The sequence below is a fragment of the Burkholderia pulmonis genome, assembly GCF_984667975.1.
This window is the reverse complement of sequence record NZ_OZ480188.1, coordinates 58,059-72,153: the sequence shown is the minus strand read 5'-3', so window position 1 is coordinate 72,153 and position 14,095 is coordinate 58,059. Positions and strand designations below refer to the sequence as shown.

Below are 14,095 nucleotides of genomic sequence, written 5' to 3'. Positions count from 1 at the left end.
ACGGCGACGTCGTTTCGGGCCGTTTGGGTAGATTCCCGCGTAGGCAGTCGAAAATATTCGTGATACCTGTAGCGCCACCCGAAAACCTTCGACACCCGACGTCATGAACGCTGCGCTGCCCGCCCCCGATCTCCCGCTGAGCCACGTCGCGTTCGTGACCGAAACGCTGGGCGACATCGCGCAAGCCGTCGGGACGCCGCAGTTCATGCGCGCCGTCTACGACACGCTCGTGCGCTACGTCGATTTCGACGCCGTGCATCTCGACTACGAACGCGCGGCGGCACCGGGCCGGCGCAACGTCGGCTGGATCGGCAGCTTCGGCCGCGAGCCCGAGCTGATCGCGCAGGTGATGCGTCACTACTACCGCAGCTATGCGAGCGAAGACGCGACGTATGCGGCGATCGAAACCGAAAGCGACGTGCAGCTGGTGCAGGTGTCCTCGCAGCGCGTCGCGAGCGAGCTGCGACACCTGTTCTTCGATGCCGGCGACATTCACGACGAATGCGTGATCGCGGGGGTGACGGGCGGCACGCGCTACTCGATCTCGATCGCGCGCTCGCGGCGCCTGCCGTCGTTCTCGCTGAAGGAGCTGAGCCTGCTGAAGCAGCTGTCGCAGGTCGTGCTGCCGATGGCGTCCGCGCACAAGCGCCTGCTCGGCGCGTGTGCCGACGACTCGCCGCGCGACGAACTCGATCTCGACCTCGTCGCGCAATGGCTGCCGGAATGGCAGGAACGGCTGACCGCGCGCGAGATGCACGTCTGCGCGTCGTTCATCCAGGGCATGACGTCGGCCGCGATCGCGCAGTCGATGGGACTCAAGACGTCGACCATCGACACGTATGCGAAGCGCGCGTTCGCGAAGCTCGGCGTCGATTCGCGACGGCAACTGATGACGCTCGTGTTGCGGAATGCTTCGAGACGGCACGACGCGTAGGCTGCCGGCCCGTTGCCCGCGCCTCCATCACCGCGCCGCCTGATAACGATTCGACAATTTATTGGTTCCCTTGACGATGCGCCGTCCGTATCGTTCACCGACTCGTCAGACCTATCGACCACCGGGGGAATCCAACAATGAAACGCATCCGCTCATTCGCACTGCTCGCGCTGCCGGCCGCGCTCTACGCCGCAGGCGCACACGCGCAAAGCAGCGTCACGCTGTACGGCATCGCCGACGCGGGCATCGCCTACGTACACAACGCGCAAAACGCGAGCGGCGGCAACGCGTCGAGCCTCGTCAAGTTCAGCAGCGGCAACCTGTCGGGCAGCCGCTGGGGGCTGCGCGGCACCGAGGATCTCGGCGGCGGCCTGGCCGCGCTGTTCCAGCTCGAGAACGGCTTCAACATCGGCACCGGCGCGCTCGGCCAGGGCGGACGCGAATTCGGCCGCAAGGCCGTCGTCGGCCTCGCGAGCAGCACGTACGGCACCGTGACGCTCGGCCGCCAGTACGATCCGGTCGTCGATCTGGTGCAGGGCCTCACGCAGGACAACTACTTCGGCGGCGTGTTCGCGACGCCGGGCGACCTCGACAACTACGACAACAGCCTGCGCGTCAGCAACTCGGTGAAATACACGAGCCCGCTGATCTCGGGCTTCCAGTTCGAAGGCCTGTACGGCTTCGGCGGCGTCGCGGGCTCGACCGGCAACGGCCGCACGTACAGCTTCGGCGCGAGCTATGCGAACGGCCCGCTGTCGCTCGGCGCCGGCTTCTTCTACGCGAACGGCGGCACGACGGTCGCCAATGGCGTGCGCACGTGGTCGAGCAGCTCGGATACGCTGTTCAACACCGTGATCAACCAGGGCTTCTCGAGCGCGAAGTCGATCCAGATCGTGCGCGTGGCCGGCCAGTACGTAGCGGGCCCGGCAACCTTCGGCCTCGCGTATTCGAATACGCAGTACGGCGCGGACACGCTGTCGGCCTTCAGCCAGAACGCGAAGTTCAACAACGGTTCGGCATTCTTCAACTGGCAGTTCTCGCCGGCGCTGCGCGCGGGTGTCGGCTACAACTACACGTCGCTGACGGGCCCGGCCTCCGCGCACTACAACCAGGTGAACCTCGGCGCGGACTACGCGCTGTCGAAGCGCACCGACCTGTATGCGCTGTTCGGCTACCAGAAGGCGAGCGGCAACACGCTCAACGCGAGCGGCGCGACCGTGAAGGCCACCGCGTCGGTCGGCTCGTACGGCGTGAATTCCGGCACCGATACTCAGGAACTCGCGATCGTCGGCATTCGCCACAAGTTCTGATCGCGTCGTCGCATGACGGCCGCCTCGCAGGCGCGCACCGCGGTGCGCGCCTGCGGCGTTTACACTGTCCGTCTTCATGTTCCGCACGACACCGGGAGACCCGACATGCTGACGGTATGGGGACGACGCAACGCGTTCAACGTCCAGAAGGTGATGTGGCTCGTCGACGAGCTCGCGCTCGCGCATCGGCACGTGCCGGCCGGCGGCCGGTTCGGCGTGCTCGACACGCCCGGCTTCCTCGCGATGAATCCACACGGACGCGTGCCCGTGATCGACGACGACGGCACCGTCGTATGGGAATCGCACAGTATCCTGCGCTACCTCGCCGCGCGCCACGGGCGCCCCGGTTTCTGGCACGACGATCCCGCCGAACAGTCGCGCGCCGACCGCTGGATGGACTGGGCGCAGACGACGCTGCAGCCGGCGTTCCTCAACGGCGTGTTCCGCGGCTACTTCCGGACGCCACCCGAGCAACGCGACACCGTGCGCGTCGAGCAGAGCATCGCGCAATGCGCGCAGTATTTCCGGCAGCTCGACGCGGCGCTCGCCCAGCACCCGTTTCTCGCGGGCGACACGATCACGCTCGCCGACATCGCGGCCGGCACGCATCTCTACCGGTATTTCGAACTCGATATCGCACGGCCCGACGTGCCGAACGTGCAGGCGTGGTACGAACGGCTGAAGGCACGGCCCGCGTATCGCACGCACGTGATGATTCCGTTCGACGACCTGCGCGGCAAACTCGACTAGGCACAGGCCGCGCCGGCAGTGGAACCGCTTGTTGGAAGGTTGTAAGGACAACGGCGTAGGGTGCCGACCTGTACACCCGCCGGATAGGCATGCGTCGACGACTACGATCGTCGCCGGGCGGGTCATGACTGACCAACCACGCAGGCAACGTGATGAGCGCTCAGGACGTTCCGGTCGACTTCGCTTTTCAGCAGGACACGGCGGCGGCCGTCCATCGAAACGCCGGCCTCGACGCGTTGCGCGCGTGCCTGACGTTGCTGGTGGTCTTTCATCATTGCGCGATCACGTACGGCGCGCTCGGCGGATGGTACTACCACGAGGTGGCGGCCGGCCCGTCGGCGGCATCCGCGCTGCTGACGCTCTTCTGCGCGATCAACCAGGCTTTTTTCATGGGCCTGTTCTTTTTCCTGGCGGGCTGCTACACGCCGCCATCCATCGATCGCAAGGGCCCCGCCCGCTTCATGTCCGACCGGCTTCTCCGGCTCGGGTTGCCGCTGCTGGTGTACGGCTTCCTGATCGGCCCCGCGACGATCGCGCTCGCACGGTCGGGCGCGGGTCATCCGTTTGCGGATACGCTGGAACGTCTGTTGCAGAAAGGCACGTTCGAGAACGGGCCGATGTGGTTCGCCGAGGCGTTGCTGATTTTCAGCGCAGCGACGGCACTCTGGCACATCGCCTTCCCGCGCACCGCGGTGGCACGCGATACGAACCGCTCCGCCCGGAACCCGTTTCCTTCCAACCGGACACTGGCCGCCGCGGCATTGCTCACGGGTCTCGCGGCACTGGCGTTGCGGTCCCGATGGCCGATAGGTATCAACGTATGGGGGCTGCAGCTCGGCTACTTCGCGAGCTATGTCGTGTTGTTCGCAGCCGGTTGCCGGACTGCACGCGTGCGCTGGATCGAGCGCCTGCCGGCACCGCAGGTCGGACTGTGGTCGCGCATCGCACTGCTGGCGCTCCCCGTGCTGCCGATCGCCTATCTGCTCGCGAAACACGTTCCCGCGCTGCGCGGCCGTCCGCAGGACGTGATCTACGCATTCTGGGAGCCGCTGGTCGCGTGGGGAGCGATCCTGTTTCTCATCAGCCGCTTCCAGCAGCGCTTCGATCGACTGACGGGCTGGTGGCAGCCGCTGTCGCGACGCGCCTACACGATCTACGTCATCCATCCGCCCGTGCTGGTGGCTGCCGCCCTCGCGTGGCGACACGTGCCGGCGGCACCGTTCCTGAAATTCGCGGTGACCGGCAGCGTCGCCTGCATCGCGTGCTACCTGATTGCCGGCCTGCTGCTTCGCGTGCCGAGGCTCGCGTCGATCCTGTGAGCGCACGCCTTCCTCGCGTCGGCTGAACCGCGCGGCGGGTTGTTCCAGGGGTTTGCCCGGCAAGCGTTGCCGGGATCAGCGCTCGAACCGGCGTGTGGCGACGCAGTAGACCACCGCCGCCGTGATCCCGAATACCAGATGGGCCACCAGCGTGATCGCGCCGCGGACCGCGACGAACCACGGGAAGATCGCCGTGAATGCGTACAGGTTGACGCCGTACAGCAGAAGGCCGAACGCGCCGCCGGCGAACAGCGCGGCCGCGAACGACAGACCGCGGACCAGCCGCGCCAGCACGGCCGCATAGACAAGCGAAAGCGCCGCATGCACGAGCGTCGCCACGGCCATGACCAGCGGATCGAAGCCGCCGGACGCACCGAGTACGCTTCGCCCCATCGCGATGGCCGCCGTGAGGCGCGCGTCGCGCAGCAGGTTCCGGATCGCGTCGTCGCCGACGAGCGGCCAGAGCAGCAGCTCGATGGCAGTCGATCCGACCGCCGCACCGAACGCCGCCCAGAGAACCGGGGCCCGACTCGCCTGTTTCAATCGTCGCCCCCAGGTGAACGGTCGACGCATCGACCTGCCGTGCCAGCCGGCTTACGCAGCCCCTTCGCAGTCCGTCCAGTACGCAAACGGATCGCGGTGTTTCGGATAACGCTCGTCGAGCCATTTCAGCAGCGTCGCACGGGCATTGTCCATATCGGCCTTCAGCGACGACGTCGTCAGTTCGTGCACTTCGATGGATTTTTCCCGATCGATCACGAAGCAGTTCCAGTCGGGGCCGTCGAGATCCGGATCGTCGGACGCCTTCGACGACTTGCTCCAGCCGAACCGCTTGCGCGCATCGATGTAGTAGCGCGGATGCACCTTCAGATACGACATCTCGCCGCCCTGCAGGCTGCTCTCGGCACGCAGCACGTCGTGTTCATCGACGATCTGCGTGACTTCCGGCAACCGGCGCGAGCGCCAGCCGACCGGCAGCGTCGCCACCGCACGGACGCTGTCGTAGGTCCCCCACTCGAGGCCCCACGCTTCGGCCATGCGCTTCATGAACGCATCGGCGCTCGGATAGCCGCGCAGCTGGATCCGGGTCGACAGCGTGACTTCGACACGGCCGCGGCCGCCGGATGCACTGGACACCTCGTCGTCCGCCGCTTCGAACGGATTGCCGGCACGCGGCGATGAACGCGTCGCGTCCGCAGGCGCCATGCCCGAAAACAGTTGATCCAGCGCGGCACGCGCTTTCGACGACTTGTCTGGTCTATTCATCGGTTCCCTTTTCTGCAAATTTGAACCCGTACTGCAATGATTGGAGATTGGCCGGCTGCCGGCCAAAGGCTCGATTCTGCTTGACTGCCGTGATCTCGCCGTTTTCCGCGGCTGCATTGTAACGATATGGCGGCCCCGGTCGGGCGAATCGGGTAGTCGCCTGCCCAAACCCGGTATACGAGACATCCGTACGGCCCGCGCTCGCGCTACCCCAACGCGTTCACCATTCGCGCCATCAACGCGAGCACTTCCGGCCGATTCTCGCCCTTCGCATGCACGAAGTGATAGCTGAGTTCCGAATCGACCTCGTGGCGGCTCACGCGAACGAGCGCGCTGCGCTTCAGGTGCGCATCCGCAAGCGGCGTGCGCGCGAGCGCCACGCCGAGCCCCGCTTCGGCCGCCGCCAGCACGAGGTTGTAGTCCTCGAACCGGCGATCCTGCGCACGCGCCTTGAACGGTATGCCGAGCGCGTCGAACCAGGTACGCCAGCCCGTCACGTCGGAATCGTGCAGCAGCGGCAAGTCGAGCAGCGCGGCGTCGCCCGTCCGGCGGCGCGCCTTCGCCAGTTGCGCGGCCAGCCGAGGATGCGCGACCGGATACAGCCGTTCCGGCATGAACGCGCGGGTTTCGAGCTGACGCCAGTTGCCGCGCCCGTACCGGATCGACAGATCGGCTTCGCCGCCGGCGATATCCACGTTGCGCAGTTCGATGCCGAGCTCGATGCGCAGCGCAGGCGCTTCGCTTTCGAGCGCATGCTGCCGCCCGAACAGCCACAGCTGCGCGAACGCGGGCACCACGCTCATCCGGACCAGCCGCGGCGTACGCGGCGAGCGCCACTGATCGGCCGTGCTGTCGATGATCGCGAACGCCTGCTCGATCCGGCCGACGAAGCGCTGCCCGTCCGGCGTCAGGCGCACGCCGCGCGCATGCCGCTCGAACAGCGCCATCCCCAGCCAGTTTTCCACGGCGGCCACCCGCCGGCTGATCGCGCCGTGCGTGACGCCCGACACGTCGGCGGCCGCGAGAAACGACCCCACGCGCGCCACCGTGCAGACAGTCTCGAGGCTCGCGAGCGGTGGCCGCGGGCCGGGCGCCGGCGCGACCGCCGACAGCGCGTCCGCCACCTGGCGCGCACGCGCCGGACCGTCAGCCCGCCGCACATCCGAGCTGTGCGCCATATTCATATCCGGGTGTTGATCTGTGCGCTAGCTTAGCATCTCGCGACGCCGCACCATGGCCGCATGAATACCCTTTCCTCACCGACGTCGCGCGGCACGCGACAACCGCTCGTCGCGGCAGGCGCGATCGCGTTCACGATCGTCTCGTGGGCATCCGCCTTCCCGTTCATCCGGATCGGCCTGCACGGCCTCGCGCCACTGCAGCTCGCGGCGGCGCGCTTCGCAACGGCCGCGGTGCTCGTGATCGCGTGGCTCGCATGGCGACGCCCGCCGCTGCCCGCGAAAGGCGATGCATTGCGCTTCGTCGCGTGCGGCTTTCTCGGCATCGCGCTCTACAACGCGCTGCTCAATACCGGCGAGCAGACCGTATCGGCCGGCGCGGCGAGCTTCATCGTGAACACGCTGCCGATCTTCACCGCGCTGCTGGCCGCCGTGTTTCTGCGCGAGCGCTTCAATCGCTGGGGATGGCTCGGTTCGCTCGTCAGCCTCGCCGGCATCGCCGTCATCGCGCACGGCCAGCCGGGCGGCCTCGTCATCGGCTCGGGGAGCACGCTGATCCTCGGCGCCGCACTGTGCTGCGCCAGCTATTTCGTGTTGCAGCGGCGGCTGATTCCCGTGTACGGCGCACTGACCTGCACAGCGTACACGCTGCTGGCCGGCGCCGTGCTGCTCGCGCCGTGGCTGCCCGGCGCACTCGTGTCGCTCGGCAGCGGATCGCGCGACACGGCGCTGGCCGTCGTGGTGCTCGGCGTCTTTCCCGCCGCGCTGGGTTACGCGACCTGGACCTTCGCGCTCGGCTATTTCGGTGCGGCACGCGCGGCCAACTTTCTCTACCTGACGCCGGCGGTCGCGACGCTCCTGTCGATGGTGCTGACGGGCGAGCGGCCCGGCATCGCGACGGCGTGCGGCGGCTTGCTGGCGATCGCGGGCGTGATCTTCGTCGCACTGCGCGGACGTTCGTAGGAGCGTCATGCCGGCGCAGCGATCCGCAAGCAGGGCGGACAAAAAGCGCCCCGATTTCTGCACAGCCGGATCGAGGATCGGGATTGTACAGGTCACGCCCACTCGCGGATGTTGCCGAAATTGACCGTTAGTTGCAATTCAACCGATATCGTCGCGGACGAAGCATGACGGCGAAACCGGATCCGCGATCCGCTGGTGCCCAAACTGTGCAGACAAATCGACCGAACAGTTCCGGATTGACCGTGCGCCAGTGTCCATGGCTTCGCGCCGGCGACCGGCCAAATAATGGATACGGCCGTAAGGCCAACGACAGCGAATCGCGGCCCGAGGCCCGCCGCAGCGCACGATTTCCGGCATCCGGAACCTTCGACAACCGGGCGCCGGACCGCGCCGCACCGGCCCGCTACGCGATTCGCCGCAGCGCGCAAAATCGGGTTCATATATATTCATATGAATTGCACGAAGTCATGCGCCGTCCGCCCGCTCGTCCGGGCGGCAGGTCGTCCGGCCGGACACCGTGCAAGTGAAGCCCGTGATGGGTATGGAGACTCGTCCGATCGCCCCGGCGCCCCAGCCGGCCGGTCGAGGCGTCAATAGAAAGACATTCAATTCGGAGATGGCAGATGGAACGAAGCACTGTCGGCATGCGCTGCAAACCCCTGATCACCGTTGCACTGGCTGCCGCCGCGTTCGCGGCCGCGTCGACCGCGATGGCCGACCAGGTCGTGAAGATCGGCAGCGTCGAACCGACGACGGGCGGCATCTCGCACCTCGGCAAGGACAACGAGAACGGCGCGCGCCTCGCGGTCGAGGAAATCAACGCCAAGGGTCTCACGATCGGCGGCAAGAAGGTCACGCTGCAGCTCGACGCGCAGGATGACGCGGCCGACCCGCGCCAGGCCACGCAGGTTGCGCAGAAGCTCGTCGACGACAAGGTCGTCGCCGTCATCGGCCACCTGAATTCGGGCACGTCGATCCCGGCATCGAAGATCTACAGCGACGCGGGCATCGTGCAGATCTCGCCGTCGGCCACGAACCCGACCTACACGCAGCAAGGCTTCAAGACGACCTACCGCGTCGTCGCGACCGACGCGCAGCAAGGCCCGGCGCTCGCGAGCTACGCGCAGTCGAAGGGCGTGAAGAGCGTCGCGGTGATCGACGATTCGACCGCGTACGGCCAGGGCCTCGCGAACGAATTCGAGAAGAAGGCGAAGGCGCTCGGCCTGAAGGTGCTGTCGCACGACGCGACCAACGACAAGGCGGTCGACTTCCGCGCGATTCTGACGAAGGTCAAGGGCGAGAACCCGGACGCGATCATGTACGGCGGCATGGACGCAACCGGCGGCCCGCTCGCGAAGCAGGCGAAGCAGCTCGGCCTGCGCGCGCGGATCCTGTCCGGCGACGGCGTGTGCACCGACTCGCTGGCCGACCTGGCCGGCCCGGCGGCCGACAACGTGCTGTGCTCGCAGGCCGGCGCGGCGCTCGAGAAGATGCCGGGCGGCGCGGCGTTCGTCGCGAAGTACGAGAAGCGCTTCAACCAGGGCATCAAGTTCGATGCGCCGTTCGCGTATGACGCGGTCTACATCGCGGTCGACGCGATGAAGCGCGCGAACTCGACGGATCCGGCGAAGATCCTCGCGGCCATGCCGGCGACGAAGTACGACGGCGTGATCGGCACGACGACGTTCGACTCGAAGGGCGACCTGACGCACGGGATCATCTCGATCTACGGCTACAAGGGCGGCAAGAAGACGTTCCTCGACCAGGTGAAGATGTAACCCGCCGCGGCGCCGGCACGACGGGAACGCCACCCGTCCGCGCCGGCGCCGCGCGGTCCGATTTCTGATTCACGGAGACGAAGCATCATGTGTGCAATGGCGTATGCGGAATTCCAACAGGAGTTGAAGAAAGCGCAGTTGACGGCGCGCGAGTTCGCCCGCCTGATCCGGATGAACGAAAGTTCGATCACGAACTATTCGAGCAAGGGCACCGTCCCTTCCCACCTCGCGGTCATCGCGAAACTGATCGGCACGCTGGCCGCGCACGAGATCGACTTCCGGCGCGTGATCCGGCAGATGCGGATCGAGCCGAAACGGCCGCGCGGCGTCGGCGTGTTTCCCGCAGTGGAAAAACCGCGTTCGCGGAAAGCGGCGAAAGCCGACGCCTGAGCCGCGGCATGCGTCGACGGCGGCACGGAGATGGCCGCGCGACGCTCGATCGCGTCCTTCACGGGCCACGCGGCCCGCACCGCCCGATCGTCACCCCGCCGCCCGCACGTGATCGAGCAGCGCCTGCAACGGATGGCGCAGCTGCTTCGACGACATGCGCTTGACCTGGCTGCGACACGAATACCCGGTCGCCAGCACCTCGCCTGCCTCCCCCGGCCCGTCGACGTGCGTCGCCCACGACTGCGCATAGATCGTCTTCGACGTCGCGAGATTGCGCGCCTCGTGCCCGTACGTGCCCGACATCCCGCAGCACCCGGCCGCCTGAACCTGCAACCGCAGCCCGCGGCGCGCGAACACCTGCACCCACTGCTTGCCGCTGTCCGGCGCATTGGTCTTCTCGGTACAGTGCGGCAGCAGCCGGTACGCACCGGCCGCATCGCTCACGCCCGCGCCGGCTTCCGGCAGCGCCTGCAGCAACCACTCCTGCGGCAACGCAACTTTCGGTACATCGGCCAGCCCCGTCACCTTCAGGTATTCCTGCCGGTACGTGAGCGTCATCGCCGGATCGAGGCCGACCAGCGCGACGCCCGAGCGGGCGAGCGCGGCCAGTTGCGTCGCGTTGCGGATCGCCGCTTTCTCGAACGCCTGCAGAAAACCCTGCACGTGCAGCGCCTTGCCGTTCGGCGCGAGCGGCGCCAGCCACACCTTGAAGCCCGTGCGCGCCGCCAGCTCGATCAGCGTCGCCAGTTGCTCGGGTTCGAAATAGCGCGTGAACGTGTCCTGCACGATGACGACGCTGCGCGCGCGCTGCACGTCGTCCAGCGCCGCGAGCGCACGCGGGTCGGCCGGCCGCACGTTCCATTGCCGGATCACGGCGGCGAGATCGAAGCGGCTCAGCAGCGGGCTGTCGACCATGCCGACCTGCCGCTCGAGCAGCGTACGCACCCAGCCGGCCCCCATCAGCCCGTTGTACAGCGCCGGCACGCGCGCCATCCACGGCATCGTGAATTCGAGCGAGCCGATCAGGTAGTCGCGCAGCGGCCGCAGGTAGCGCTGGTGATACAGCTCGAGAAAACGCGACCGGAATTCGGGCACGTTGACCTTGACCGGGCACTGGCCCGCGCACGACTTGCACGCGAGGCAGCCGGCCATCGCGTCGTACACCTCGTGCGAGAAATCGGCGTCGCCGTTGCGCGCCGCGCGGCTGTTGCGCCAGCGCTCGGCCAGGCCGCGCAGGAACGGCTGCCGCGCGCGCGCCGCCGCGACGACGTCGACGCCGGCCTGCCCCTGCAGGCGCAACCACTCGCGCATCAGCGACGCACGCCCCTTCGGCGACTGCACGCGTTCGCGCGTCGCCTTCCACGACGGGCACATCGCGTCGTCCGGGTCGAAGTTGTAGCACGCGCCGTTGCCGTTGCAGTGCATCGCGGTGCCGTAGCGCTGCCACACGCGCTCGTCGATCTGCCGGTCGTGTTCGCCGCGCGTCGGCACCTCGTCGATCTTCAGCAGCCGCATCGTGTGATCCGGCGGCGTCGCGATCTTGCCCGGGTTGAACTGGTTGTGCGGATCGAACGCGGCCTTCAGTTGCTGCAGCGACGGATACAGCTCGCCGAAAAACGCCGGCGCATATTCGGAGCGCACGCCCTTGCCGTGCTCGCCCCATAACAGGCCACCATGCCGCTGCGTGAGCTCGGCCACCGCATCCGACACGGGCCGCACCAGCGCGGCCTGCTTCGGGTCCTTCATGTCGAGCGCCGGGCGCACGTGCAGCACGCCCGCATCGACGTGGCCGAACATCCCGTACTGCAGCCCGTGGCCGTCGAGCAGCGCACGGAATTCGGCGATGTACGCGGCGAGATTCTCGGGCGGCACCGCGGTGTCCTCGACGAACGGCTGCGGCCGCGCCTCGCCCTGCACGTTGCCGAGCAGGCCGACCGCGCGCTTGCGCATCGCATACACGCGCTTCACCGCATCGTCGCCGGTCGCGATCGTATGGCCGAGACGCTCGACGCGCGTATCGGTGCGCAGGTGCTCGACGAACGCATGCACGCGCGCATCGACGTCGTGCGCGTCGTCGCCGCTGAATTCGATCAGGTTGATGCCGAGCGTCGGCCGCGCGTCGTCCTGCGGAAAATACTCGGCGACGCTGCTCCACACGAAGTCCTTCATCGCGAGCATCAGCACCTTCGAGTCGACCGTCTCGATCGACAGCGGCTGGTGCTCGAGCAGCGCGCGCGCGTCGCGCAGCGCGTCCATGAAGCCCGCGTAACGCACGTTGACCAGCACCGAAACCTTCGGAATCGGCAGCACGTTGAGCTTCGCCTCGACGACGAAGCCGAGCGAGCCTTCGGCGCCGCACAGCACGCTGTTCAGGTTGAAGCGGCCATCGGGTTCGCGCAGGTGCGCGAGGTCATAGCCGGTCAGGCAGCGGTTGAGCTTCGGAAACTTCGCGTCGATCAGCGCCGCCTTGTCGTCGCTGATGCGCCGCGCGGTGCGATACACCTTGCCGATGCGGTCCTGTTGCGCACAGCGGCGTTCCAGTTCGTCGTCGTCGAGCGCGTCGCTGTGCAGCCGCTCGCCGCCCATCAGCACGAAATCGAGCTCGAGCACGTGGTCGCGCGTCTTGCCGTACGTGCAGCTGCCCTGCCCGCTCGCGTCGGTGTTGATCATCCCGCCGACGGTCGCCCGGTTCGACGTCGACAGCTCCGGCGCGAAGAACAGCCCGTGCGGCTTCAGCGCTGCATTGAGCTGATCCTTGACGACGCCCGCCTCCACGCGCACCCAGCGCTGCGCGACGTCGATTTCGAGGATCCGGTTCATGTTCCGCGACAGGTCGACGACGATGCCGTCGGTCAGCGACTGCCCGTTGGTGCCGGTGCCGCCGCCGCGCGCGGCCACCGCGACGTCGCGGTGCGCGGGTTCGGCCAGTAGCCGGGCCAGCAGCAGGACGTCGTCGGCATGCGCGGGGCTGATCACCGCCTGCGGCAGACGCTGGTAGATCGAGTTGTCGGTGGCCTGCACCGTCCGGTTCGCGTGGTCCGCGCGAATCTCCCCGGCAAAGCCGGCGGCCTGCAGCGCGGCGAGAAAATCACGGTAAACGTTCGCGGGCGGGCTGACGGGGCGGTGCAACGGGGCGATCGACATGGGGGCAAAAACGCAGTGTGGGTGGAGCCGGCCGGCTCGCGCACACCGAAACATGATTTTTTGGCAAGTTTCCGCGCGACCGGGAATTCCAGTATCTTTGGATATTCCCTGAGAAACAAACGAATTCTCGTCCGGCAAAAGTTGCATAAAACTCATGAATTACCGTCGCCTCACCCCGTCGATGTCGCTGCTGCTCGTGTTCGAGGCCGCCGCGCGGCATGAAAGCTACACGCGCGCGGCCGAGGAGCTGTCGCTGAGCCAGAGCGCGATCAGCCGGCAGGTCCAGACGCTGGAGGATCAGCTCGGCGTGCCGCTGTTCCGGCGCGAGGGCCGCTCGGTCAAGCTGACCGACGTCGGCCGCCGCTACTTCGCCGAGCTGAGCGGCGCGCTCGGGCGCATCCGCGGCGCGACGCTGCAGGCGATGTCGCACCAGGCGGGCGCCGGCACGCTGCGGCTCGCGACGCTGCCGACCTTCGGCTCGAAATGGCTGCTGCCGCACCTGCACGACTTCTACGCCGCGCATCCGGGCGTGACCGTGCACCTGCATTCGCGGATCGGCGCGATCGATTTCCTCCACGACGATCTCGACGCGGCGATCACCGTCGGCGCGGGCGACTGGCCGGGCCTGCACGCGCACCGGCTGTACAACGAGTTCCTGATCGCGATCGCGCCGCCCGAGACGGGCCGCACCCGCAAGGCCGATGCGCGCACGCCGGCGTGGGCCACGAAGCAGACGCTGCTGGGCGTGACCAGCAATCAGCAGGCGTGGGCCGAATGGTTCTCGCACTGCCGGCTCGATCATCGGCAGATGCGCATCGGCCCGAGCTTCGAGCTGACGTCGCACCTGATCCAGGCCGTGCGGGCCGGGATGGGGATCGGGCTGGTGCCGAAGGTGCTGGTGGAGGACGAACTGGGCCGCGGCGAGCTCGTGTCGATCGGCGACGCGATCACGAGCCAGCGCAGCTACTACCTCGTCTATCCGCCCAGCAACGAGACGCTGCCGTCGCTGGTCGCGTTCCGCGAATGGCTGCTGGCGTCGTGCTGACCCGCCGCCGGCCGCGTG

At 67.6% G+C, this 14,095-nt stretch carries 12 protein-coding genes; 8 read left to right on the top strand and 4 right to left on the bottom strand.

Going from position 1 to position 14,095, the window contains the following annotated elements:
* Positions 1-103: 103 nt before the first annotated feature.
* From AC5LXK_RS32195 to AC5LXK_RS32180, 4 genes are all read left to right on the top strand, one after another.
* Positions 104-934: a helix-turn-helix transcriptional regulator gene (locus AC5LXK_RS32195; RefSeq protein ID WP_493394662.1), complete on the top strand. Its 831-nt coding sequence runs from the start codon at positions 104-106 to the stop codon at positions 932-934.
* A gap of 137 nt (positions 935-1,071) precedes the next feature.
* Positions 1,072-2,244 carry a porin gene (locus AC5LXK_RS32190; RefSeq protein WP_493394661.1) on the top strand — a complete coding sequence of 391 codons (1,173 nt, stop codon included), beginning with the start codon at positions 1,072-1,074 and terminating at the stop codon, positions 2,242-2,244.
* Positions 2,245-2,349: 105 nt separating this feature from the next.
* Positions 2,350-2,994, top strand: a complete 645-nt coding sequence (locus tag AC5LXK_RS32185; protein WP_493394660.1) for a glutathione S-transferase family protein — start codon at positions 2,350-2,352, stop codon at positions 2,992-2,994.
* Between the two features lie 152 nt (positions 2,995-3,146).
* Positions 3,147-4,313, top strand: coding sequence for an acyltransferase family protein (locus tag AC5LXK_RS32180; RefSeq protein ID WP_493394659.1), 1,167 nt, complete (start codon positions 3,147-3,149; stop codon positions 4,311-4,313).
* Positions 4,314-4,388: 75 nt separating this feature from the next.
* Here AC5LXK_RS32180 and AC5LXK_RS32175 read toward each other — a convergent pair whose 3' ends face one another.
* From AC5LXK_RS32175 to AC5LXK_RS32165, 3 genes are all read right to left on the bottom strand, one after another.
* Positions 4,389-4,886, bottom strand: coding sequence for a sodium:proline symporter (locus tag AC5LXK_RS32175; protein ID WP_493394658.1), 498 nt, complete (start codon positions 4,884-4,886; stop codon positions 4,389-4,391).
* A 21-nt stretch (positions 4,887-4,907) separates the two neighbouring features.
* Positions 4,908-5,579, bottom strand: a complete 672-nt coding sequence (locus AC5LXK_RS32170) for a nitroreductase (protein ID WP_493394657.1) — start codon at positions 5,577-5,579, stop codon at positions 4,908-4,910.
* A 206-nt stretch (positions 5,580-5,785) separates the two neighbouring features.
* A complete protein-coding gene (locus AC5LXK_RS32165) occupies positions 5,786-6,763 on the bottom strand; it encodes a LysR substrate-binding domain-containing protein (protein WP_493394656.1) in 978 nt (325 codons plus the stop codon).
* Positions 6,764-6,820: 57 nt separating this feature from the next.
* Here AC5LXK_RS32165 and AC5LXK_RS32160 point away from each other — a divergent pair, with 57 nt between their 5' ends.
* The 3 genes from AC5LXK_RS32160 to AC5LXK_RS32150 all read left to right on the top strand — a co-directional run bounded on the left by AC5LXK_RS32160 (position 6,821) and on the right by AC5LXK_RS32150 (position 9,888).
* Entirely contained in the window at positions 6,821-7,720 is a 900-nt protein-coding gene (locus AC5LXK_RS32160) for a DMT family transporter (RefSeq protein ID WP_493394655.1), read from the top strand.
* 623 nt (positions 7,721-8,343) lie between these two features.
* Positions 8,344-9,498: a branched-chain amino acid ABC transporter substrate-binding protein gene (locus AC5LXK_RS32155; RefSeq protein WP_493394654.1), complete on the top strand. Its 1,155-nt coding sequence runs from the start codon at positions 8,344-8,346 to the stop codon at positions 9,496-9,498.
* Positions 9,499-9,585: 87 nt separating this feature from the next.
* Positions 9,586-9,888, top strand: coding sequence for an XRE family transcriptional regulator (locus AC5LXK_RS32150; RefSeq protein WP_493394653.1), 303 nt, complete (start codon positions 9,586-9,588; stop codon positions 9,886-9,888).
* A 90-nt stretch (positions 9,889-9,978) separates the two neighbouring features.
* Here AC5LXK_RS32150 and ydiJ read toward each other — a convergent pair whose 3' ends face one another.
* Complete coding sequence (gene ydiJ / locus AC5LXK_RS32145; protein ID WP_493394652.1) at positions 9,979-13,032, bottom strand: D-2-hydroxyglutarate dehydrogenase YdiJ; 3,054 nt, start codon at positions 13,030-13,032, stop codon at positions 9,979-9,981.
* A 154-nt stretch (positions 13,033-13,186) separates the two neighbouring features.
* On the opposite strand from ydiJ, the gene AC5LXK_RS32140 reads away from it, so the two are divergent.
* Complete coding sequence (locus tag AC5LXK_RS32140) at positions 13,187-14,077, top strand: LysR substrate-binding domain-containing protein (RefSeq protein ID WP_493394651.1); 891 nt, start codon at positions 13,187-13,189, stop codon at positions 14,075-14,077.
* The last annotated feature ends 18 nt before the right edge of the window (positions 14,078-14,095 follow it).

What these genes read in the sequence shown, in the direction of transcription:
- AC5LXK_RS32195 (WP_493394662.1), top strand. Translation starts at nt 104, where the DNA reads ATGAACGCTGCGCTGCCCGCCCCCGATCTCCCGCTGAGCCACGTCGCG.
- AC5LXK_RS32190 (WP_493394661.1), top strand. Translation starts at nt 1,072, where the DNA reads ATGAAACGCATCCGCTCATTCGCACTGCTCGCGCTGCCGGCCGCGCTC.
- AC5LXK_RS32185 (WP_493394660.1), top strand. Translation starts at nt 2,350, where the DNA reads ATGCTGACGGTATGGGGACGACGCAACGCGTTCAACGTCCAGAAGGTG.
- AC5LXK_RS32180 (WP_493394659.1), top strand. Translation starts at nt 3,147, where the DNA reads ATGAGCGCTCAGGACGTTCCGGTCGACTTCGCTTTTCAGCAGGACACG.
- AC5LXK_RS32175 (WP_493394658.1), bottom strand. Translation starts at nt 4,886, where the DNA reads ATGCGTCGACCGTTCACCTGGGGGCGACGATTGAAACAGGCGAGTCGG.
- AC5LXK_RS32170 (WP_493394657.1), bottom strand. Translation starts at nt 5,579, where the DNA reads ATGAATAGACCAGACAAGTCGTCGAAAGCGCGTGCCGCGCTGGATCAA.
- AC5LXK_RS32165 (WP_493394656.1), bottom strand. Translation starts at nt 6,763, where the DNA reads ATGAATATGGCGCACAGCTCGGATGTGCGGCGGGCTGACGGTCCGGCG.
- AC5LXK_RS32160 (WP_493394655.1), top strand. Translation starts at nt 6,821, where the DNA reads ATGAATACCCTTTCCTCACCGACGTCGCGCGGCACGCGACAACCGCTC.
- AC5LXK_RS32155 (WP_493394654.1), top strand. Translation starts at nt 8,344, where the DNA reads ATGGAACGAAGCACTGTCGGCATGCGCTGCAAACCCCTGATCACCGTT.
- AC5LXK_RS32150 (WP_493394653.1), top strand. Translation starts at nt 9,586, where the DNA reads ATGTGTGCAATGGCGTATGCGGAATTCCAACAGGAGTTGAAGAAAGCG.
- ydiJ (WP_493394652.1), bottom strand. Translation starts at nt 13,032, where the DNA reads ATGTCGATCGCCCCGTTGCACCGCCCCGTCAGCCCGCCCGCGAACGTT.
- AC5LXK_RS32140 (WP_493394651.1), top strand. Translation starts at nt 13,187, where the DNA reads ATGAATTACCGTCGCCTCACCCCGTCGATGTCGCTGCTGCTCGTGTTC.